This window comes from Streptomyces sp. NPDC001204 (assembly GCF_053598035.1).
Genome location: NZ_JBSFJL010000002.1, coordinates 209,290 through 231,927, shown reverse-complemented (window position 1 = coordinate 231,927; position 22,638 = coordinate 209,290). Strand labels below are relative to the sequence as shown.

Here is a 22,638-nt window from a genome sequence, read left to right as displayed (position 1 = left end):
GCCCGCGGACTCAGCGGGACGCGCTGACCGGCTCCTCCGGTTCGGCCGCGCCGACGAACGTCCGCCACAGCTCGGCGTACCGCCCGTCGCGGGCCAGCAGTTCCTCGTGCGTGCCGTCCTCGGCGACCCGGCCGTGGTCCATCACCACCACCCGGTCGGCGCGGGCGGCCGTCGTCAGCCGGTGGGCGACCACCAGTGTCGTACGGCGGCCCGCGAGCCGGTCGGTGGCCTGGTTGACCTGTGCCTCGGTGGCGAGGTCGAGCGCGGCGGTCGCCTCGTCGAGCAACAGCACGTCGGGATCGACGAGTTCGGCGCGGGCCAGCGCGATCAACTGACGCTGACCGGCCGACAGATTGCGTCCGCGCTCGGCGACCTCGTGCAGATAGCCGCCCTCAAGGGTGGCGATCATCTCGTGCGCGCCGACCGCCCGCGCGGCGGCCTCCACCTCGGCGTCGGTGGCGTCGGGGCGGCCGTAGGCGATGGCGTCGCGGACGGTGCCCGGGAAGAGGTACGCCTCCTGCGGCACGACCCCGAGCCGGTGCCGGTACGCGGTGAGGTCCAGCGCCCTGAGGTCCGTGCCGTCGACGGTCACCCGGCCGCCGGTCGGGTCGTAGAACCGGGCCACCAGCTTCACCAGGGTCGACTTGCCCGCGCCGGTCTCGCCGACGAAGGCGACGGTCTGTCCGGCCGGGACGCGCAGGTCGACGCCGGTGAGTGCCGCCTCGCCCGCGTCGGCGGCGCCGTACCGGAAGTGCACGTCCTCGAAGGCGATCTCGCCGCGCAGGGCGGGCACGTCGAGGGGCTCGGCGGCGGACTTCGTGGACGTCGGCTCCCGGAGCAGCTCCCGGATGCGGCCCAGGGAGACGGTGGCCTGCTGGTAGCCGTCGAAGACCTGGGAGAGCTGCTGGACGGGAGCGAAGAACAGGTCGATGTAGAGCAGGTACGCCACCAGGGCGCCCGTGGTCAGGGTGGCCGCCTCCACCCGGCCCGCGCCCGCGATCAGCACCGAGGCCGCGGCGACCGAGGACAGGAGCTGCACGAACGGGAAGTAGACCGAGATCAGCCACTGGCCGCGGATACGCGCCTGGCGGTAGCTGTCGCTGCGCCCGGCGAACCGCCGCCCGCCGTCCCGCTCGCGCCGGAAGGCCTGCACGATCCGCAGCCCGGCCACCGACTCCTGGAGGTCGGCGTTGACCACCGACACCCGCTCCCGGGCGAGCTCGTACGCCTTCACGCTCGCCCGGCGGAAGAAGAACGTGCCGACGACCAGCGGCGGCAGCGTCGCGAAGACGACCAGCGCCAGCTGTACGTCGATCACCAGCAGAGCGACCATGATGCCGAAGAAGGTGACGACCGAGACGAACGCCGTGACCAGACCGGTCTGGAGGAACGTCGACAGCGCGTCCACGTCCGTCGTCATCCGGGTCATGATCCGGCCGGTCAGCTCGCGCTCGTAGTAGTCCAGGCCGAGCCGCTGGAGCTGGGCGAAGATCTTCAGGCGCAGCGAGTACAGCACCCGCTCGCCGGTCCGCCCGGTCATCCGGGTCTCGCCGATCTGCGCCGACCACTGCACCAGCACGGCGAGCAGGGCGAGCAGCGAGGCCCCCCAGACGGCGCCCAGGGCCATCTGCGTGACGCCCTGGTCGATGCCGTGCCGGATCATGACCGGCAGCAGCAGGCCCATGCCGGCGTCCACGGCGACCAGGCCCAGGCTGACCAGGAGCGGCAGGCCGAAGCCGCGCAGCAGGCGGCGCAGGCCGTAGGAGTCCTCCGGGCTGACGGCCCGCCGCTCGTCGATGTCGGGGATGTCGTTCGCGGGCGGCAGCGCCGCGACCTGGGCGAGCAGTTCCGGGGTGGCGGGCATGCCGGCCATCGCCGCGTCCCGGGGCTCGCGGTCCCCCGCCCACAGCGTGGGCGTGATGCCCCGCTCGGCGTCGAACTCGGCGTCCAGCTCCTCTCTTACGGAGACGTCCTCCGGGGGAGCGGCGGGCTGGGCGTGGCCGGGCGAGACGCCGCCGAGCTCGTCGGGGTCGGTGAGCAGGCGCCGGTAGAGGGGGGACCGCTCCTGGAGTTCGTCGTGGGTACCGATGTCGGCGAGGCGGCCCTGGTCGAGGACGGCGATGCGGTCGGCGAGGTTCAGGGTGGAGCGGCGGTGGGCGATGAGGAGGGTGGTGCGGCCCTCCATGACCTGGGCCAGGGCCTCGTGGATCTCGTGCTCGACTCGGGCGTCCACGGCGGAGGTGGCGTCGTCCAGGACGAGCAGGCGCGGGTCGGTGAGGATCGCGCGGGCCAGTGCGACGCGCTGGCGCTGGCCGCCGGAGAGGGTCAGACCGTGCTCGCCGACCTTGGTGTCGTAGCCCTCGGGCAGCTCCGAGATGAAGCGGTCGGCCTGGGCGGCGCGGGCGGCGGCCTCGATCTGCTCGCGGGTGGCGTCGGGGCGGCCGTAGGCGATGTTGGCGCGGACGGTGTCGGAGAACAGGAAGGAGTCCTCGGGCACCAGGCCGATCGCGGCCCTGAGCGAGTCCAGGGTCAGCTCGCGCACGTCGTGGCCGCCGACGAGGACGGCGCCGTGGGTGACGTCGTAGAAGCGGGGCAGCAGCAGCGAGACGGTGGACTTGCCGGAGCCGGAGGAGCCGACGACGGCCAGGGTCTCGCCGGGGCGGATCTCGAAGGACAGCCCCTGGAGGACGGGGCGGCCGTCCTCGTAGCCGAAGGAGACGTCGTCGAACTCGACGGTGGCGGGCGCGTCGGCGGGCAGCTCCTTGGTGCCCCCGGTCAGGGTGGGTTCGGTGTCGATCAGCTCCAGGACGCGTTCGGTGCCGGCCCGGGCCTGCTGCCCGACCGTGAGCACCATGGCGAGCATGCGGACCGGGCCGACGAGCTGGGCGAGGTAGGCGGAGAAGGCGACGAACGTACCCAGCGTGATGTGCCCGCGCACGGCGAGCCAGCCGCCGAGGGCCAGCATGGCGACCTGGCCGAGTGCGGGCACGGCCTGGAGGGCGGGGGTGAACCTGGAGTTCAGCCGGATGGTGCGCAGCCGCCCGGCGAACAGCCTGCGGCCGACCTCGCGCAGCTTGGCGGTCTCCTGCTCCTCCTGTCCGAAGCCCTTCACCACGCGTACGCCGCTCACCGCGCCGTCGACCACGCCGGCCACGGCGGCGGCCTGTGCCTGGGCGTACCAGGTGGCGGGATGGAGCTTGGTGCGGCTGCGCCGGGCGATCCAGCCGAGGGCCGGGGCGACGGCGAGGGCAACCAGGGTCAGCGGCAGCGACAGCCAGGCCATGATCACCAGGGAGATCAGGAACAGCAGTACGTTGCCGATGGTCATCGGCAGCATGAAGAGCAGGCCCTGGATCAGCTGGAGGTCGCTGGTGGCGCGGCCGACCACCTGGCCGGTGGACAGCTCGTCCTGGCGTCTGCCGTCGAGCCGGGTGATCGTCTCGTACATCTCCGTCCGAAGGTCGTGCTGGACGTCGAGGGCGAGCCGGCCGCCGTAGTAGCGGCGGATGTAGGTGAGGACGTAGACGACCAGCGCGGCGGCGACCAGGGCGCCCGCCCAGGCGGTCATACGGCGGCTGTGGTCGCCGATCACGTCGTCGATGATCACCTTGGTGATCAGCGGCACGAGCGCCGTGACGGCCATGCCGGCGAGCGAGGCGCCGAGGGCGAGGACGACGTCCTTGGGGTAACGCCAGGCGTACCCGGCCAGTCTCCGCGCCCACCCCGGCTGCGCTGCCACGTCGGTGCCTCCCTCAAGAGCTGATCTTCCGGAAGACACCAACGCGGGCGGCGGCGGATTTCATCCCTCCGTAACAAACGCGCCCGCCGACGCGGGGGTCACCCGCCGGAGGGGACCGCCACGAACGCCTCCTTCGGTGTGGTGGTCGGCGCGTAGCGCACCGTGTTCGTCGTCGTGGGGACGAGGTCCTTGTGGATGGCCTTGGCGATGTTCTGGATGGTGGTGACGCCGTAGTTCATGGTGCTGTTGTCCTGGGTGAGCACCGTGATCATGTAATCGCGGCCGGCGCCGTCGAAGGTGCCGACGCTGTGTACCCGCCAGCCGTGGGTCGAGCGCGACAGCCAGCCGTTCTTGACGTGCACGGCGACGGATGACGGCGCCCCGGCGGGCGTGCCCCAGCGCTGGGAGGAGACGACCTGGCCCATGAGCTTGAGGAGGTAGGCGCGGGAGTTGTCGCTCAGCACGGAGTTCTTCGCCGTGATCAGGGCGAGCAGCTTCTGCTCGTCGCGCACGGTGATCTGGGTCAGTCCCCAGTAGCCGTTCGCGCCGGGCTTGGTCTGGGTCATGCCGGCCGCGGTCAGGAAGCCCTTCACCTTCGTCACGCCCAGCTGCTTCCACAGGGTGGAGGTGGCGTTGTTGTCCGACTTGGTGATCATGGCCTTCGCGAGCGCGGTCTCGCGGGCGGTGAGGTAGCGGTTGTGTTTCTTGGCGTCCCACAGCAGGGTGGCGAGGACGGTGACCTTGACCACGCTCGCGGAGTCGTAGGCGGTCGACTGGCGCAGCGTGCAGGTCGTGTTGGTGCCGCGGTCGCGCAGACCGACGGCGATGGTGCCCTTGCGGCTCTTCATGGCCGCGGTGATGTCCTTCTCCAACTTGGCTGCCAGGCCCGCCTTGCCGGACGTGCAGCTGACCGTGGGTGCGGCGGCCGCGGCAGGCGTCGCGGCGGCGATGCAGGGAATCAGCATCCCGGCGCCCACGCCCGCCGCGAGCACTCTGGCGCGTCGGGTTGTCGAGTGAGTCATGCACCCTTGACATACGGACTGCGGGGCATGGTTGCGCGAGTTGGTCGAAATTTGACCGGCCGTTACCCGAATACAGTCAGGGACTCGCGCACACGAGCACGAGCCCCTTTCCGGTTTGGCCGCGGCCTCAGTCCAGATGCGTGGGCGCGAACATCCGCAGGACGGCGGGGAGGACGACGACCGAAGGGCCCGGTTCGGCAAGGGCGTTCGACAGGTCGGCCGCCAGGGTCTCGGAGGTCGTGCGGACGCCGGGGACGCCGAAGGACTCGGCGAGGGCCACGTAGTCGGGGCGGGTCAGTTCCGTCGCCGTGGCCTGGCCGAAGGCGTCGGTCATGTACTCGCGGAGGATGCCGTAGCCGCCGTCGTCGACGATCAGCCAGGTGACGTTCAGGTCGTACTGGCGGGCAGTGGCCAGTTCCGCGATCGAGTACAGCGCGCCGCCGTCGCCCGACACCGCCAGGACCGGGCGGGTGCGGTCCGCGGCCGCCGCCCCCAGCGCCGCCGGGAAGCCGTAGCCGAGGCCGCCCGCGCCCTGGGCCGAGTGCATGGTGTTGGGGGACTTCGCGTCGAAGGCCGACCAGGCCCAGTACGCCAGGATCGTCATGTCCCAGAAGGACGGCGAGCCGGCGGGCAGGGCGCGGCGGACGGACGCCAGCACGTTCTGCTCCAGGGTGAGTTCCTGGGCGGCGATCCGGTCGCGGACCTTGCCCAGCACCTCGCTTACGCGGTCGGCGGCGCCCTCGTCGGCGCGCTCGTCCACGGTCTCCAGCAGGGCCTGGAGCGCCAGGCGGGCGTCGGCGTGGATGCCGAGGGCCGGGTGGTTGGACTCCAGTTTGCCGAGGTCGGCCTCGATCTGGATGACCCGGCCGCGCGGCTTGAACGTGTGGTAGTTGGAGGAGAGTTCACCGAGGCCGGAGCCGACCACCAGCAGGACGTCGGCGTCCTCCAGGAAGTCCGTGGTGTGCCGGTCCTCCAACCAGGACTGGAGGGACAGCGGGTGCTCCCAGGGGAAGGCTCCCTTGCCGCCGAAGGTCGTGACGACGGGGGCGTTCAGCCGCTCCGCGAGCGCCAGCAGCTTGCCGGACGCGTCGGCGCGGACCGCTCCCCCGCCCGCGACGACCGCCGGGCGAGCCGCCTTCGACAGCAGGTCGGCCGCCACCGCGGTGAGCTCGGGACGCGGGACCAGCTCCTCCGGGGTCGCGTCCAGCGCCGTCACCACCGGCAGGCTCGTCGCGTCCAGCAGCACGTCCTGCGGGATCTCCACCCACACGGGCCCGTGCGGGACCGTGAGCGCCGACTTCCAGGCGGCCGCGATGGCGGAGGGGATCTGGGACTGGGCACGGACCGTGTGGACCGACTTCACCACGCCACGGAACGAGGCGGCCTGGTCGGGCAGTTCGTGCAGGTAGCCGTGGCGGCCGCCGCCGAGCCCCGCCCTCGGGATCTGGCTGCTGATGGCCAGGACGGGGGCCGAGGCCGCCGCCGCCTCCTGGAGCGCGGCCAGCGAGGTCAGCGCTCCAGGGCCGGTCGACAGCAGCAGCGGTGCCGCCTCGCCGGTGATCCGGCCGAACGCGTCGGCGGCGAAGCCCGCGTTGTTCTCCACCCGCAGGCCCACGTACGTGAGGTCCGAGCGGCGCAGCGCGTCGAACATGCCGAGGGCGTGCTGGCCGGGCAGGCCGAAGACGGTCGTCGCGCCCAGCCCGGCCAGGGTCTCCACGACCAGGTCTCCGCCGTTGCGGCCGGGGGGAGAGTTGAGGGCGGCCTCCGTCTGCGCGGGTGTCGGGCGAAGTACCAGGTCGTGGTCGTGCGTCACGTCGCTTACGCGTCCTTCCGGGCCGCCGCGATCTGGCGGGTCATGATCGTGGTCAGTTCGTACGCCGTGTGGGAGGCGGCCACCGAGGTGATCTCGGCGTGGTCGTACGCCGGGGCCACCTCGACGACGTCGGCGGAGACCAGGTTGCAGGAGGCCAGGCCGCGCAGGATCTCCAGCAGTTCGCGGGAGGTCATGCCGCCCGCCTCGGGGGTGCCGGTGCCGGGCGCGTGCGCCGGGTCGAGGCAGTCGATGTCGATGGAGATGTACAGCGGGCGGTCGCCGATGCGCTGCCGCAGCTGGTCGGCCACCTCGTCGGCGCCGCGGCGGTAGACGTCGGCGGAGGTGACGATGCCGAAGCCCATCTTCTCGTCGTCGGTGAGGTCCTGCTTGCCGTACAGCGGGCCGCGGGTGCCGACGTGGGAGAGCGCCTCGGTGTCGAGGATGCCCTCCTCCACCGCCCGCCGGAACGGGGTGCCGTGCGTGTACTCGGCGCCGAAGTAGGTGTCCCAGGTGTCGAGGTGGGCGTCGAAGTGGAGCAGCGCGACCGGGCCGTGCTTCTTGGCGACGGACCGCAGCAGCGGCAGCGCGATGGTGTGGTCGCCACCGAGGGTCATCAACCGGGCGCCGGTGCCGAGGAGTTCGTCGGCGGCGGCCTCCATGGTCTCGACGGCCTCGTTGATGTTGAACGGGTTCACGGCGATGTCGCCGCCGTCCGCGACCTGGGCGAGGGCGAACGGGGAGGCGTCCTGTGCCGGGTTGTAGGGGCGCAGCAGCCGGGACGCCTCACGGATGGCGTTGCCGCCGAAGCGGGCGCCCGGCCGGTACGAGACGCCGGAGTCGAACGGCACACCCACGACGGCGACGTCGGCGGTGCCCACCTCGTCGAGGCGCGGCAGCCGGGCGAAGGTCGCGGGGCCGGCGTACCGCGGGACGCGGGAGGAGTCGACGGGACCGCGGGGCGTCTCGGTGCTGCTCATGCTGAAATGCCTTCTTTCTTGCGCTTCGTCGCGTATGTGATGGCTCGTGATCGACTCTACTGGTGAGCGGGGGCCGGTTCGGACGCGAGTTCGGAGGTGCGCCCGGCGAGCCGCTCGCGCCAGGCGGCGAGGACGGCCGCGTCGGTCGGCTTGGTCGCCAGGGAGACGATGACATAGGCGGCCAGGGAGGACAGCAGGCCGTAGTAGACGGGCTCATTGGCGAGGATGCCGAAGGTCGCCATGAGGCCGATGACCGCGGCGCCGCCGACGATCACGGAGGCGAGGGCGCCGTGCGCGGTGCCGCGCTTCCACAGCAGTCCGCCGAGGATCGGCACGAGCAGCCCGCCGACGAGCAGGTTGTAGGCGACGGTCAGCGCCTCGACGACGTTGTTGAGCGCGATGGCGGTGCAGATCACGCCGACGCCCATGATCAGGATGAAGACGCGGTTGCCCTTGACCTCGTCGTGCTCCTCCCCGTCGCGGCGGACGGCGCCGCGCAGCCGGGACCAGATGTCGTTGTTGGCGACGGTGGCGCAGGCGATCAGCGCGCCGGAGGAGGTGGACATCACCGCGGCCAGCGCGGCGGCGAGCACAAGGCCGCGGACACCGACGGGCAGGTCCGCCTTGACGATGGTGGCGAAGGCGTCGTCGGCGCTGCCGAGGTTGGGGTACAGCACCTTGGCGGCGGTGCCGATGACCGCGCCGGCGATCGCGTAGACCAGGCAGTAGGTGCCGGCGACGGTGCCGCCCCACTTGGCGGTGGTGTCGCTGCGGGCGGTGAACACGCGCTGCCAGATGTCCTGGCCGATCAGCATGCCGAAGGTGTAGATCAGGACGTACGTGAAGATCGTCTCGCCGCCGATGCCCAGCGGGTCGAAGTAGGAGGTCGGCAGCTTGGCCTTCATCTCGCTGAAGCCGCCCGCCTTGACGACGGCGATGGGCAGCAGCAGGAGCAGCACGCCGATCGTCTTCACCACGAACTGCACCATGTCGGTCAGCGTGATGGACCACATGCCGCCGAGGGTGGAGTAGGCCACGACGATCGTGCCGCCGAGGATGATCGCGACGGTGCGGTTCAGGTCGAACAGCACGTCGAAGATCGTGGCGTACGCGATGGTGGAGGTCACCGCCAGCATCAGGGTGTACGCCCACATCACGACGCCCGAGATGATGCCGGCCTTGCCGCCGTAGCGCAGGTCGAGCATCTCGGAGACGGTGTAGACCTTCAGCCGGGCGATGCGGGCGGAGAAGAAGACCGAGAGGGCGAGGATTCCGAGGCCGATGGTGAAGACCATCCAGGCACCGGAGAGGCCGTACTTGTAGCCGAGGCCCACGCCGCCGATGGTGGACGCGCCGCCGAGGACGATCGCCGCCATGGTGCCGGAGTACATCGCGGGGCCCAGGCGGCGGCCCGCGACCAGGAACTCGCTCTTGGACTTGGCGCGGCGCATGCCCCACCAGCCCATGGCCAGCATGCCGGCGAGATAGACGACGATCACTGTGTAGTCGACGGCCATGTGGGGCCCTCCTTCGCGCACATCCGGGTGGCGGTGTCGTGCAGATGTATGGGGTCGTGCAGATATGTGGGGGTGGACGTCGGCAAGGGCTCGCGGGGACATCGCCCGTACCCGTGGCTGCCGGTCCCCTAGACACTAGGTGGCCGAAAAGCGACTGCGAAGTGTACTTTTCATCCATTCGAGTCGCGGTCGTATGGAGGGAATGCACATCATGCCGGACGCATCCGTGTCACTGGCCCCGGCGGTCCCACCGACCCCACCGATCCCGCTGTCCGCGCTGCTGGCCCGGGAGGACCTCGCGCTGCGCCTGATCGCCGGCCCGGCCGACCGGGGCACCGTGATCCACTGGGCGCACACCTCCGAGATGGCCGACCCCTACCCGTACCTGCTGGGCGGCGAGCTGCTGCTGACGGCCGGCGTGCACGTCACCCCCGCGGACGCCACCGGCCCGTACTTCGACACGTATGTCTCCCGGGTGGCCGCGGCGGGCGGCGCGGCCATCGGCTTCGGCCTGGCGCCGGTGCACGACTCGGTGCCGCGCACGCTGGTGGCGGCCTGCGAGGCCCACGGCCTGCCGCTCCTGGAGGTCCCGACGCAGACCACCTTCTCCGGCGTCGCCCGCGCCGTCTGGCAGCTGATGGCGCAGGCCCGACTGGCGGAACTGCGCCGCGTCACGGAGGCGCAGCAGAGGCTCGCGGCCGCCGCCTCCCGCCCCGACCCCGTCCCCTCCGTCCTGCGCCAGCTGGCCCAGCGCCTGACCGGGTGGGCGGCCCTGTACGGCCCGGACGGCGCGGAGATCGCCTCGGCGGGCCGCGCCCCGCACGACGCCGCCCGCCAGGCGCTCGCCCATCTGACGGACGTGGTCCGCCCGGCCCCGGCGACCACGGCGCCCGCGGGCACGACCCCGCCGGGCACGCCCGTCCGGACGCCCACGACCCCGGCTCCGGCCCCGACCGGCCGGCCCGCCCCGGCAGCCGCCCCCGTGGGCCGGCCCGCGCCCTCCTCCGCCACCGACACCGTGGCCGGCAGCCATCTCGCCGCCTACGCCCTCGGGACCGGGCAGGGCTTCGTGCTCGGGGTGTCCTCGCCGCGCCGTGAACCCGGGGACCACACCATCGCGTCCGTGGCCGCCGTGCTGCTCTCGCTGCTCACCGGGGAGCACCGCAGCGGTACGGGGGCGGCCCGATCCTCGGCGCTGGTACGGGTGCTGCTGGGCGCGGCGCCCGAGGAGGTGGCACCGCTGCTCGGGACCGGACTGTGGGTCGTCGTGCACGCGCGGCCGGAGACCCAGGCGGCCGACGCCGTGGCCGCCGCCGCGCTCGGCGCCGCGCTGGGCTCGGCCCTGGTCGACCTCGCCGACGGGGTCGTACGGGTCCTCCTGCCCGCCGAGCGGGAGCCCGGCCCCCAGCCCGGCTGGGCCCTCGGGGTGAGCACCGCCGTGGGCCCCGGCGACTGGACGACGGCCGACGCCCAGGCGGCCCGCGCCCTGGCCCGCGCCCGCGCCACCCGCGCCGCCCTGGTCGGCCACGGCACCCGCCCCGGCCTGACCGACCTGCTCCCGCGGGACGAGGCAGACGCCCACGCCCAGGCGCTGCTCGCCCCGCTCGGCGAGGCTCCCGCGCTCATCGAGACGCTGCGCACCTGGCTGTCCCTGCACGGCAGTTGGGACCGCACCGCGGTCGCCCTGTCCGTGCACCGCAACACCGTCCGCCAGCGCATCGCCCGGTGCGCCGCCCTCCTCGGCACCGACCTGGACGACCCCGACGTCCGCATGGAACTGTGGTTCGCCCTGCGGCGGGCGTGACCCGCGTCCCAGCGGCCGGGACACCGGCGACGCGGGCAGTGCGCTGCACCACAATGGGAGCCATGCCGATATCCGGGACACCCAGCCGCGCCGAGCTCGTCGACCACCTCGTGAGGACCCGTATCGCAGGGGACGTCGCCACCCCTCGCGAGAACAACCTCTCCCACTACCGCAAGCTCGCGAACGGCGACCGCCACTTCTGGCTCGGTCTGGAGCTCGGCGACCGCTGGAGCGACGAGCAGGACGTGCTGGCGGTGATGGCGGAGCGCGTCGGCGTCAACGACGACCCGGAGCACCGCTACGGCCAGGACACCATCGACCCCGAGCTGACCGTCGACGCCCTGGAGCGGATGGCCGGCCGGCTGCGCAAGGCGGCCGACAGCCGTCAGCGGGTCCTGTTCGCCACCGGTCACCCCGGCGGCCTGCTCGACGTGCACCGCGCCACCGCCGCCGCCCTGCGCGCCGCCGGCTGCGAGATCGTGGTGATCCCGGACGGGCTCCAGACGGACGAGGGGTACGTCATGCAGTTCGCGGACGTGGCCGTCCTGGAACACGGCGCCACGCTGTGGCACACCCACTCCGGCGAGCCGATGCGGGCCGTGCTCACCGGTCTGGAGCGCGAGGGCCGCCCGCTGCCCGACCTGGTCGTCGCCGACCACGGCTGGGCGGGATACGCCGGTCAGCACGGCGTGGACTCGGTCGGCTACGCCGACTGCAACGACCCGGCCCTGTTCGTCGGCGAGGCCGAGGGGACCGTCCAGGTGACCGTGCCGCTCGACGACCACGTGGTCAGCCCCCGGTACTACGACCCGATGACGGCGTACCTGCTGGACCGGGCGGGCCTGGGCTAGGACCGCGGCACTGAGCCCCGGCAGGTTTCCCGGACCGGGGCACGCGGACCACGCCCTCCTGGATCACCGAGATCGCCAGCCGGCCGTCCTGGGTGTAGATGCGGGCCTGGCCGAGTCCGCGGCCGCCGTGCGCGGAGGGGGACTCCTGGTCGTACAGCAGCCACTCGTCGGCCCGGAACGGCCGGTGGAACCACATCGCGTGGTCCAGCGAGGCTCCGACCACGTCGCCGACCGCCCAGCCGCCGCGGCCGTGCGCGAGCAGCACGGAGTCCAGCAGCGTCATGTCGGAGACGTAGGTGGCGAGGACGACGTGCAGGAGAGGTTCGTCGATGTCGCCGTCGAGCTTGCCGTTGGCCCGGAACCACACCTGGGAGTGCGGCTCGCGCGGCTCGCCGAACCTGCCGTACGGCGGCTCGTCGGCGTAGCGCAGGTCGACGGCCTCGCGGGCCTCCAGGAACCGCTCCACGACCTGGCGCGGGAGGTGCTCGTAGCCGCGCATCCGCTCCTGCGAGGTGGGCAGGGTCTCCGGGTCCGGGGCGGGCGGCATGGGCGCCTGGTGCTCCAGCCCCTCCTCGTACGTCTGGAAGGACGCCGAGAGGTGGAAGACGGGCTGCCCGTGCTGGACCGCGACGACCCGGCGGGTGGTGAAGGAGCGGCCGTCGCGGATGCGGTCCACGGTGTAGACGATGGGCGCGCCCGGGTCGCCGGGGCGCAGGAAGTACGCGTGCAGCGAGTGCGCGTGCCGGTCCGCGGGAACCGTGCGCCCGGCGGCGACCAGCGCCTGCGCCGCGACCTGCCCGCCGAAGACGCGCGGGACGACCGCGTAGCGGGACTGGCCGCGGAAGATGTCCCGCTCGATCCGCTCCAGGTCGAGCAGATCGAGCAGGGACCGAAGTGCTGGGTTCATGCGCCGTCCTGCCCTTACAGGCCCATGTCCTTGGCGATGATCGACTTCATGATCTCGCTGGTGCCGCCGTAGATGCGGTTGACGCGGTTGTCCGCGTACAGGCGGGCGATCGGGTACTCGTTCATGTAGCCGTAGCCGCCGTGCAGTTGGAGGCAGCGGTCGATGACGCGGTGGGCGACCTCGGTGCAGAACAGCTTGGCGGAGGCGGCCTCGGCGGGGGTGAGTTCGCCGGCGTCGAGGGCGTCCAGCGCACGGTCGGCGACGGCCTGCGCCGCGTCCACCTCGGCCTGGCAGGCGGCCAGCTCGAACTTGGTGTTCTGGAAGTGGGCGACCGGCTTGCCGAAGACGGTGCGCTCCTGCACGTACTGCTTGGCGAACCGGACGGCGGCGCCGGCCTGCGCGTAGGCGCCGAAGGCGATGCCCCACCGCTCTGAGGGCAGGTTGGCGCCGAGGTAGGAGAAGCCCTTGTTCTCCTCGCCGAGCAGGTCCTCGACCGGCACCTTGACGTCGACGAACGCCAGCTCGGCGGTGTCGGAGGCCTTCAGGCCCAGCTTGTCGAGCTTGCGGCCCACCGAGTAGCCCTCGGACCGGGTGTCCACGGCGAACAGGGAGATGCCGTGGCGGCGGTCCTCGGCCGTCGGGGCGGCGGTGCGGGCGCAGACGATGACCTTGTCGGCGTGGACGCCGCCGGTGATGAAGGTCTTGGCGCCGTTGAGGACGTAGTGCGTGCCGTCCTCGCTCAGCCGGGCGGTGGTCTTCATGCCCGCGAGGTCGGAGCCGGTGCCGGGCTCGGTCATCGCGATGGCCCACATCTCCTCGCCGGAGACGAACCTGGGCAGGTAGCGCTTCTTCTGCTCGTCGGTGGCGAGCATCTTGAGGTAGGGCAGCGCGAGCAGGACGTGGACGCCGGAGCCGCCGAAGGTGACGCCCGCGCGGGCGGTCTCCTCGTACTGGACGGCCTCGAACCGGTGCGTCTGGAGTCCGGCGCCGCCGTACTCCTCGGGGACGTTGATGCCGAACAGGCCGAGCTCGGCGAGCCGGTGGTAGAACTCGCGCGGGACCTGGCCGGCGGCGCACCACTCGTCGTAGACCGGCACGACCTCGGCCTCGATGAAGGCGCGGAGGGTCTCCCGGAACGCCTCGTGATCCTCACTGAACACCGTACGACGCACGCCGCCACCTCCACACACGGACTGTCTAAGCGCTTGCTCACACCAACGTACCGGCGAGTACACAACGCCGTAAAGAGCGGCCCGGGTAACACAGGTCACGGAAGAGACGGCCCAGAGGGGCCGGGACGGGCAGGGGCGGCGGGGGCGAACCAACGCCACACCCCCGGGGGATGGGGCGCAGCCCCGTCACAAGCCGGGCCGCACCCGCAAACCGCTCAGCCCGCCGCAGGCGCGGGCGCCGACGCGAACGCCCCCCGCGCCATCCGATGCAGCAACTCCGCCGTGTCCCCCCGCCCCGGCAGGGCACCCGCCCGCCCCAGATGCGGCGTGGAGTTCAGCAGCCCGAACACCGAGTGCACGGCCGACCGCGCGGCCGGCTCGGCGAGATCCGGGTGGACCTGACGGACCACCTCCACCCACAGCTCGACGTACTGCCGCTGAAGCTGGCGCACCAGCTTGCGGTCGCTGTCCCGCAGGCGGTCCAGCTCCCGGTCGTGCAAGGTGATGAGGGGACGGTCGTCGAGCGCGAAGTCGATGTGCCCCTCGATGAGGGAGTCGAGCACCGCCTCCGGCCCGGCCACCCCGTCGGCCTCGGCCAGACGCCGCTTCGCCCCCGTCAGGAGCTGACCGCTGATGCCGACCAGCAGCTCGGCGAGCATCGCGTCCTTGCCCGCGAAGTGCCGGTACAGACCTGGCCCGCTGATGCCCACGGCGGCGCCTATCTCGTCGACGCCGACACCGTGGAAGCCGCGTTCGGCGAAGAGCCTCGCGGCTTCCTTGAGGATCTGCTCGCGGCGGGTGGGGGCGTCGGTTCGGGTGGCCATGGAAGTAATTGTAGACAGGGAGGTTAGCGCTCGTTAACCTGGAGGGAAACGCGTTAACGCTCATTAACAGCCGGGGGCACCGACCACCGGGTGAGGGGACCGCAAGGATGCACGAGGCACCGGAGCTGACGAGCGCGGCCGATCCCGCGTCGGAGGCCTGGCGGGCCAACGAGCAGGCACACCGCGCGCTCGCCGAGGAGCTGCGCGGCAAGCTCGCCGCCGCACGGCTCGGCGGCGGCGAGAGGGCGCGCGCCCGGCACACCGCGCGCGGGAAGCTGCTGCCGCGCGACCGCGTGGACACCCTCCTCGACGCCGGGTCGCCCTTCCTGGAACTGGCACCGCTGGCCGCCGACGGGATGTACGACGGCCAGGCACCGGCCGCCGGGGTCATCGCCGGCATCGGACGGGTCGCCGGCCGCGAGTGCGTGATCGTCGCCAACGACGCCACCGTCAAGGGCGGGACCTACTACCCGATGACGGTGAAGAAGCACCTGCGGGCCCAGGAGGTGGCCCTGGAGAACCGCCTGCCCTGCCTGTACCTGGTCGACTCCGGCGGCGCCTTCCTGCCCATGCAGGACGAGGTCTTCCCCGACCGGGAGCACTTCGGGCGGATCTTCTACAACCAGGCCCGGCTGTCGGGCGCCGGGATCCCGCAGATCGCCGCCGTCCTCGGCTCCTGCACGGCCGGCGGGGCCTACGTCCCGGCGATGAGCGACGAGGCCGTGATCGTCCGCAACCAGGGCACGATCTTCCTGGGCGGGCCGCCGCTGGTGAAGGCGGCCACCGGCGAGGTCGTGACCGCCGAGGAGCTCGGCGGCGGCGAGGTGCACTCCCGGATCTCCGGCGTCACCGACCACCTCGCCGAGGACGACGCCCACGCCCTGCGCATCGTGCGGAACATCGTGGCGACCCTCCCCGCGCGCGGCACCCTGCCCTGGGAGGTCACCGAGGCGGTCGAGCCCAAGATCGACCCCCACGGGCTGTACGGGGCGGTGCCCGCCGACCCCCGCACCCCCTACGACGTCCGCGAGATCATCGCGCGCGTGGTCGACGGCTCCCGCTTCGCCGAGTTCAAGGCCGAGTTCGGGCAGACCCTCGTCACCGGCTTCGCCCGGATCCACGGCCACCCGGTCGGGATCGTCGCCAACAACGGCATCCTGTTCTCCGAGTCCGCCCAGAAGGGCGCCCACTTCATCGAGCTGTGCGACCAGCGCGGGATCCCGCTGCTGTTCCTGCAGAACATCTCGGGCTTCATGGTGGGCAAGGACTACGAGGCGGGCGGCATCGCCAAGCACGGCGCCAAGATGGTCACCGCGGTCGCCTGCACCCGCGTGCCCAAGCTGACCGTCGTGGTCGGCGGTTCGTACGGCGCGGGCAACTACTCCATGTGCGGCCGGGCCTACTCCCCCCGCTTCCTGTGGATGTGGCCGAACGCCAAGATCTCCGTCATGGGCGGCGAGCAGGCCGCCTCCGTGCTCGCCACCGTCAAGCGGGACCAGCTCGAAGCCCGCGGCGAGGAGTGGCCCGAGCGGGACGAGGAGTCCTTCAAGGCCCCCATCCGCGCCCAGTACGAGCACCAGGGCAACGCCTACTACGCCACCGCCCGCCTCTGGGACGACGGCGTGATCGACCCGCTGGAGACCCGCCAGGTGCTGGGCCTGGCCCTGACCGCGTGCGCCAACGCCCCGCTGGGTGACCCCCAGTTCGGCGTCTTCCGGATGTGAGGGGGGACCTCGTGACCATGTTCGAAACGGTTCTGGTGGCCAATCGGGGCGAGATCGCCGTCCGGGTCATCCGTACGCTGCGCGCGCTCGGCGTGCGCTCGGTGGCCGTCTTCTCCGACGCCGACGCCGGCGCCCGGCACGTCCGGGAGGCCGACACGGCGGTCCGGATCGGCCCGGCGCCCGCGGCCGAGAGCTATCTGTCCGTCGAGCGGATCCTGGAGGCCGCCGCCCGCACCGGCGCGCAGGCCGTCCACCCGGGGTACGGCTTCCTGGCGGAGAACGCCGGGTTCGCGCGCGCCTGCGAGGAGGCCGGGCTGGTCTTCATCGGCCCTCCGGCCGACGCGATCTCCCTCATGGGCGACAAGATCCGCGCCAAGGAGACGGTGAAGGCCGCCGGGGTGCCGGTGGTCCCCGGCTCCAGCGGTTCCGGGCTCACCGACGCCCAGCTCGCCGACGCCGCCCGCGGGATCGGCATGCCGGTGCTGCTGAAGCCGTCCGCCGGCGGCGGCGGCAAGGGCATGCGGCTGGTGCGGGACGCCGGCCTGATCGACGAGGAGATCGCCGCCGCCCGCCGTGAGGCCCGCGCCTCCTTCGGCGACGACACCCTGCTGGTCGAGCGCTGGGTCGACCGCCCCCGGCACATCGAGATCCAGGTCCTGGCCGACGGCCACGGCAACGTGGTGCACCTCGGCGAGCGCGAGTGCTCCCTCCAGCGCCGCCATCAGAAGATCGTCGAGGAGGCGCCGAGCGTGCTCCTCGACGAGGAGACCCGGGCCGCGATGGGCGAGGCCGCGGTCCAGGCGGCCCGCTCCTGCGGGTACCGGGGCGCGGGCACGGTGGAGTTCATCGTCCCCGGCAAGGACCCGGCGTCGTACTTCTTCATGGAGATGAACACCCGCCTCCAGGTGGAGCACCCGGTCACCGAGCTGATCACGGGCCTGGACCTGGTGGAGTGGCAGCTGCGGGTGGCGGCGGGCGAGCCGCTGGCGTTCGCCCAGGAGGACGTCCGGCTGACCGGTCACGCGATCGAGGCCCGCCTGTGCGCGGAGGACCCGGCCCGCGGGTTCCTGCCCTCGGGCGGCACGGTGCTCGGGCTGCGCGAGCCGGAGGGAGACGGCGTGCGCACCGACTCCGGGCTCAGCGAGGGCACCGAGGTCGGCAGCCTGTACGACCCGATGCTGTCCAAGGTGATCGCCCACGGCCCGGACCGCGCCACCGCGCTCAGGAAACTGCGGGCGGCCCTCGCCGGGACGGTCACGCTGGGGGTGCAGACCAACGCCGGGTTCCTGCGCCGGCTGCTGGCCCACCCGGCCGTGGTGGCGGGCGAGTTGGACACCGGGCTGGTGGAGCGGGTGGCGGACGAGCTGATCCCCGCGGAGGTGCCGGAGGAGGTCTACGAGGCCGCCGCGGCCGTACGGCTGGAGGACCTGCGGCCGAAGGGCGGGGGCTGGACCGACCCGTTCTCCGTGCCGAGCGGCTGGCGGCTGGGCGGGGAGCCGAAGCCGACGGCGTTCCCGCTGCGAGCGGCGGGACTCGAACCCGTCACTCACCAGGTGCGCGGCACCCACACGGTCACCGACGACACGGTGTCCGTCACTCTCGACGGCGTCCGCCACACCTTCCACCGCGCCGCCGACTGGCTGGCCCGCGACGGCGACGCCTGGCACGTGCGCGACCACGACCCGGTGGCCGCCTCCCTCAGCCGCGCGGCCCACTCCGGCGCCGACTCGCTCACCGCCCCCATGCCGGGCACGGTCACGGTGGTGAAGGTCGCGGTCGGCGACGAGGTGGCCGCGGGGCAGAGCCTGCTGGTCGTCGAGGCGATGAAGATGGAGCACGTCATCTCCGCGCCGCACGCCGGCACCGTCACCGAGCTGGACGTCACACCGGGCACGACGGTCGCCATGGACCAGGTCCTGGCGGTCATCGCCCCCGTGGAGGAGGAGACGGCATGAGCACCTCGGACCGCTTGGGCACGTCGGACACCGGCCTCCCGATGGTGGTCCCGGCCCCCGACCTGCCCGCGCGGATCAGGATCCACGAGGTCGGACCGCGCGACGGACTGCAGAACGAGAAGGCGACCGTGCCGACCGAGGTCAAGGCGGAGTTCATCCGCCGCCTCGCCGACGCGGGCCTGACCACCGTGGAGGCCACCAGCTTCGTCCACCCGAAGTGGGTACCCCAACTGGCGGACGCGGAGGCGCTGTTCGCCCAGGTCAAGGATCTGAAGGGGGTGCGTCTGCCGGTCCTCGTGCCCAATGCGCGCGGGCTGGAGCGCGCGCTCGCCCTGGGGGCGGACCGCATCGCCGTCTTCGCCAGCGCCACCGAGTCCTTCGCCAAGGCCAACCTCAACCGCACGGTGGAGGAGTCGCTCGCGGTCTTCGAACCCGTCGTGGCCCGTGCGAAGGAGAAGGGCGCCCATGTCCGCGGCTACGTCTCCATGTGCTTCGGCGACCCCTGGGAGGGCGCCGTCCCGCTCCACCAGGTCGCCCACGTGTGCAGGGCACTGCTGGACATGGGCTGCGACGAGCTGAGCCTCGGGGACACGATCGGCGTCGCCACCCCGGGGCACGTCCTGGAGCTGCTGGCCACGCTCAACGAACAGCACGTGCCGACCTCCGCGCTCGGCGTGCACTTCCACGACACCTACGGCCAGGCCCTCGCCAACACCCTGGCCGCCCTCCAGCACGGCGTCACCACCGTCGACGCCTCCGCGGGCGGCCTCGGCGGCTGCCCGTACGCCAAGTCCGCCACCGGCAACCTCGCCACCGAGGACCTCGTGTGGATGCTGCAGGGTCTCGGCATCGAGACCGGAGTCGACCTCGGCCGCCTGACCGCCACCAGCGTGTGGATGGCCGATCAGCTGGGCCGCCCCAGCCCCTCCCGCACCCTCCGTGCCCTCTCCCACAAGGAGCAGTGATCGACGATGAACCACCGCCTCTCCCCCGAGCTGGAGGAACTCCGCCGTACGGTGGAGCAGTTCGCCCACGACGTCGTCGCCCCGAAGATCGGCGACTTCTACGAGCGGCACGAGTTCCCGTACGAGATCGTCCGGGAGATGGGCCGCATGGGCCTGTTCGGGCTGCCGTTCCCGGAGGAGTACGGCGGCATGGGCGGCGACTACCTGGCGCTGGGCATCGCGCTGGAGGAGCTGGCCCGGGTGGACTCCTCGGTCGCCATCACGCTGGAGGCCGGAGTCTCGCTCGGCGCCATGCCGATCCACCTCTTCGGCACCGAGGAGCAGAAGCGCGAGTGGCTGCCGCGGCTGTGCTCCGGCGAGATTCTGGGCGCCTTCGGCCTCACCGAGCCGGACGGCGGTTCGGACGCGGGCGCGACGCGTACGACGGCCCGGCTGGACCCGGACACCAACGAGTGGGTGATCAACGGCACCAAGTGCTTCATCACCAACTCGGGTACGGACATCACCGGGTTGGTGACGGTGACCGCGGTGACCGGCCACAAGCCCGACGGGCGCCCGCAGATCTCCGCGATCATCGTCCCCTCCGGCACGCCCGGCTTCACGGTGGCGCCCGCCTACTCGAAGGTCGGCTGGAACGCGTCCGACACCCGTGAGCTGTCCTTCGCCGACGTCCGGGTGCCGGCGGCGAACCTGCTGGGCGAACTGGGCCGCGGCTACGCTCAGTTCCTGCGGATCCTCGACGAGGGCCGGATCGCCATCGCGGCGCTGGCGACCGGGCTGGCCCAGGGCTGTGTGGACGAGTCGGTGAAGTACGCCAAGGAGCGGCACGCCTTCGGCAAGCCCATCGGCTCCAACCAGGCCATCCAGTTCAAGATCGCCGACATGGAGATGAAGGCCCACACCTCCCGCCTGGCCTGGCGCGACGCCGCCTACCGGCTGGTGGCCGGCGAGCCCTTCAAGAAGGAGGCCGCGCTCGCCAAGCTCTACTCCTCGACGATCGCCGTCGACAACGCCCGCGACGCCACCCAGGTCCACGGCGGCTACGGCTTCATGAACGAGTATCCGGTGGCCCGTATGTGGCGCGACTCCAAGATCCTGGAGATCGGCGAGGGCACGAGCGAGGTGCAGCGGATGCTGATCGCGAGGGAGCTGGGCCTGACGAGCTGACACCCCGCCGGCGCACGGGCCGCCGACCGGCACGGACGCGGCGACCCGCCCCCTGGACAGGAACTGAGGTTAGGCTAACCTACCTTCGAACCTGTCCGGCGGGCGCTCCGCCCCGTTCGAAAGCAGTCACACCCATGCCCAACGCCCGTGCCACCCATCTCTCCCGCCGCGGCATCCTCGCCGCGGGCGGCGCCCTCGGCCTCGGCGCCGTACTCGCAGCCTGTGGTGACGGCGACGCGAAAGGCGGCGGCTCGGGCGGCAAGTCGGCGGCCGGCGCGTCCGGCCCCTGGGCCTTCAAGGACGACCGCGGGCAGACCGTGAAGACCGACAAGACCCCCTCGCGGATCGTCGCCTTCGTCGGGGTCGCCGCCGCGCTGCACGACTACGGCGTCCGGGTCGAGGGCGTCTTCGGCCCGACGACGACCAAGGACGGCAAGGCCGATGTGCAGGCCGGCGACATGGACGTCAGCAAGGTGACGGTGCTCGGCAACGAGTGGGGCCAGTTCAACATCGAGAAGTACGCGTCCCTCGCCCCCGACCTGCTCGTCTCCACCATGTTCGACGACGCGGGCACCCTCTGGTACGTCCCGGAGGAGTCGAAGAAGAAGATCCTCGCCGTCGGCGCCCCCACCGTGGGGATCTCCGTATACGACCGGCAGCTGACGGAGCCGCTGGAGCGCATGCTCGCGCTGGCCGAGTCGCTCGGCGCGGACGTCACCGGCGACAAGGTGAAGCAGGCCAGGAAGCGGTTCGAGGACGCGGCCGTCCGGCTGCGCGCCGCCGCCCGGTCGAAGCCGGACATCAAGGTGCTGGCGGGCTCCGCGAGCCAGGACCTGTTCTACGTCTCCGGCACCAACCTCTCCATCGACCTGGAGTACTTCAAGGCCCTCGGCGTGAACTTCGTCGAGCCCCCGGAGAGCGCCAAGAAGCAGGGCGGCGGCTGGTACGAGTCCCTGAGCTGGGAGAACGCCAACAAGTACGCGGCGGACATCATCATGATGGACAACCGCACCTCGGCGATCCAGCCCGCCGACATCACCCAGGGCACCTGGAAGAAGCTGCCCGCGGTCAAGGCGAAGCAGGTCATCGCCCGCAACCCCGAGCCGATCCTGTCGTACGACAAGTGCGCCCCGCTGCTCGAGGACCTCGCGAAGGCCATCGAGACGGCGAAGAAGGTCGCCTGACCCGACCCGTGCCCCCGCGCACGCACCACCCCCCACACACAAGCACCCTGACGATGACTCAGGAGCACCCATGACGACGGCCGTGGCCGCCCCGTTCCGTTTCTTCTCCCTCCAGGTCGTACGGACGAGGCGGCTCGGCCCGTCTCTCGTCCGGGTCACCTTCGCCGGGCCCGATCTGATCGCCTTCCACTCCGACGGACTCGACCAGTCCCTCTCCCTGTTCCTGCCGCACCCGGGCCAGACCGAGCCGGTGGTGCCGCTCGAACTCGGGGACGGATGGTGGCAGGGCTGGCGCGACCTCCCCGGCGACGTACGGGCGGTGATGCGCTCGTACACCCTGCGGTCCCTGCGCCGCGGACCCGACGGGCCCGACGAGATCGACATCGACTTCGCCCTGCACGGCATGGAGCCCGGCGCCGCGGTGCCCGCCGGCCCCGCCGCCCGCTGGGCCGCCCGCGCCACTGCGGGCGACCGCGTCCTGCTGCTCGGTCCGGCGGTCGCGGACAACCGGGCGATCCGCTTCCGCCCGCCCGAGGACACCGATCTGGTGGTGATGTGGGGCGACGAGACCGCCGTGCCCGCGGCGACCGCGATCCTGGAGTCCCTGCCGGCCGGCACGCGGGTGCGCGCCTGGCTGGAGGTGTGGCACACGGGCGACATCCAGGACGTGGTGACCGACGCCGACGCCGAGGTCACCTGGCTGGTGCGCGAACCGGGCCGCCCGGAGGGGCCCCCGATGGCGCTCGACGCCCTGCGCGGCATCCGGTTCCCGGCCGGCGCGCGGCCCTACGTCTGGCTTGCGGGCGAGTCCGGGTGCGTCCGGGCGCTGCGCCGGCACTTCGTCGGCGAGCGCGGGACCGACCGGCGCCGCGTCACCTTCGTGGGCTACTGGCGGCACGGTCTGAGCGAGGAGCAGTTGCGCGCGCAGGAGTGACACCGGTCACGGCGGGGCAACACCCGACCTAGATCAACTTAGGTTAGGCTAACCTAAGCCGGGCCTGCGAACGGCGCTGCCTT

Annotated in this window: 15 protein-coding genes and 1 pseudogene; 8 read left to right on the top strand and 8 right to left on the bottom strand. The window is 72.2% G+C overall.

Annotated features, from left to right (window positions below; genetic code table 11):
• Window positions 1–10: 10 nt before the first annotated feature.
• The 5 genes from ACWC91_RS03975 to ACWC91_RS03955 all read right to left on the bottom strand — a co-directional run bounded on the left by ACWC91_RS03975 (window position 11) and on the right by ACWC91_RS03955 (window position 9,068).
• Complete coding sequence (locus ACWC91_RS03975; protein WP_450643867.1) at window positions 11–3,739, bottom strand: ABC transporter ATP-binding protein; 3,729 nt, start codon at window positions 3,737–3,739, stop codon at window positions 11–13.
• Window positions 3,740–3,837: 98 nt separating this feature from the next.
• The gene (locus ACWC91_RS03970; protein ID WP_450643868.1) at window positions 3,838–4,704 is read right to left on the bottom strand and encodes a serine hydrolase; all 867 of its coding nucleotides are present in this window, start codon (window positions 4,702–4,704) and stop codon (window positions 3,838–3,840) included.
• Between the two features lie 184 nt (window positions 4,705–4,888).
• A complete protein-coding gene (locus tag ACWC91_RS03965; RefSeq protein WP_450643866.1) occupies window positions 4,889–6,574 on the bottom strand; it encodes a thiamine pyrophosphate-binding protein in 1,686 nt (561 codons plus the stop codon).
• A gap of 5 nt (window positions 6,575–6,579) precedes the next feature.
• Entirely contained in the window at window positions 6,580–7,551 is a 972-nt protein-coding gene (gene speB / locus ACWC91_RS03960) for an agmatinase (RefSeq protein WP_225075260.1), read from the bottom strand.
• Window positions 7,552–7,607: 56 nt separating this feature from the next.
• Window positions 7,608–9,068: a sodium:solute symporter gene (locus ACWC91_RS03955; protein ID WP_281154926.1), complete on the bottom strand. Its 1,461-nt coding sequence runs from the start codon at window positions 9,066–9,068 to the stop codon at window positions 7,608–7,610.
• A 193-nt stretch (window positions 9,069–9,261) separates the two neighbouring features.
• Between ACWC91_RS03955 and ACWC91_RS03950 the strand changes: the two genes are divergently transcribed.
• Both ACWC91_RS03950 and ACWC91_RS03945 read left to right on the top strand, forming a co-directional pair.
• Entirely contained in the window at window positions 9,262–10,872 is a 1,611-nt protein-coding gene (locus tag ACWC91_RS03950; protein WP_376501348.1) for a PucR family transcriptional regulator ligand-binding domain-containing protein, read from the top strand.
• 62 nt (window positions 10,873–10,934) lie between these two features.
• Window positions 10,935–11,723 carry a phosphatase gene (locus tag ACWC91_RS03945; RefSeq protein WP_225075263.1) on the top strand — a complete coding sequence of 263 codons (789 nt, stop codon included), beginning with the start codon at window positions 10,935–10,937 and terminating at the stop codon, window positions 11,721–11,723.
• Window positions 11,724–11,757: 34 nt separating this feature from the next.
• On the opposite strand, the pseudogene ACWC91_RS03940 reads toward ACWC91_RS03945, so the two are convergent.
• The 3 genes and pseudogenes from ACWC91_RS03940 to ACWC91_RS03930 form a co-directional block, all read right to left on the bottom strand.
• Window positions 11,758–12,630, bottom strand: a pseudogene (locus tag ACWC91_RS03940) (acyl-CoA thioesterase); the annotation flags it as partial.
• A 14-nt stretch (window positions 12,631–12,644) separates the two neighbouring features.
• Window positions 12,645–13,802: an acyl-CoA dehydrogenase family protein gene (locus ACWC91_RS03935; protein WP_225075265.1), complete on the bottom strand. Its 1,158-nt coding sequence runs from the start codon at window positions 13,800–13,802 to the stop codon at window positions 12,645–12,647.
• 215 nt (window positions 13,803–14,017) lie between these two features.
• A complete protein-coding gene (locus ACWC91_RS03930; RefSeq protein WP_141360666.1) occupies window positions 14,018–14,626 on the bottom strand; it encodes an SACE_7040 family transcriptional regulator in 609 nt (202 codons plus the stop codon).
• Between the two features lie 107 nt (window positions 14,627–14,733).
• On the opposite strand from ACWC91_RS03930, the gene ACWC91_RS03925 reads away from it, so the two are divergent.
• From ACWC91_RS03925 to ACWC91_RS03900, 6 genes are all read left to right on the top strand, one after another.
• Complete coding sequence (locus ACWC91_RS03925) at window positions 14,734–16,350, top strand: carboxyl transferase domain-containing protein (protein ID WP_450725788.1); 1,617 nt, start codon at window positions 14,734–14,736, stop codon at window positions 16,348–16,350.
• Window positions 16,351–16,367: 17 nt separating this feature from the next.
• The gene (locus ACWC91_RS03920) at window positions 16,368–18,305 is read left to right on the top strand and encodes an ATP-binding protein (RefSeq protein ID WP_450644707.1); all 1,938 of its coding nucleotides are present in this window, start codon (window positions 16,368–16,370) and stop codon (window positions 18,303–18,305) included.
• Window positions 18,302–19,270, top strand: coding sequence for a hydroxymethylglutaryl-CoA lyase (locus ACWC91_RS03915; RefSeq protein ID WP_225075267.1), 969 nt, complete (start codon window positions 18,302–18,304; stop codon window positions 19,268–19,270). Before ACWC91_RS03920 ends, ACWC91_RS03915 begins: the two co-directional genes overlap by 4 nt.
• A 6-nt stretch (window positions 19,271–19,276) precedes the next feature.
• Complete coding sequence (locus ACWC91_RS03910) at window positions 19,277–20,437, top strand: acyl-CoA dehydrogenase family protein (RefSeq protein ID WP_225075268.1); 1,161 nt, start codon at window positions 19,277–19,279, stop codon at window positions 20,435–20,437.
• A gap of 134 nt (window positions 20,438–20,571) precedes the next feature.
• Entirely contained in the window at window positions 20,572–21,621 is a 1,050-nt protein-coding gene (locus ACWC91_RS03905; protein WP_450644703.1) for an ABC transporter substrate-binding protein, read from the top strand.
• Between the two features lie 70 nt (window positions 21,622–21,691).
• Entirely contained in the window at window positions 21,692–22,555 is an 864-nt protein-coding gene (locus ACWC91_RS03900) for a siderophore-interacting protein (protein ID WP_450725786.1), read from the top strand.
• The last annotated feature ends 83 nt before the right edge of the window (window positions 22,556–22,638 follow it).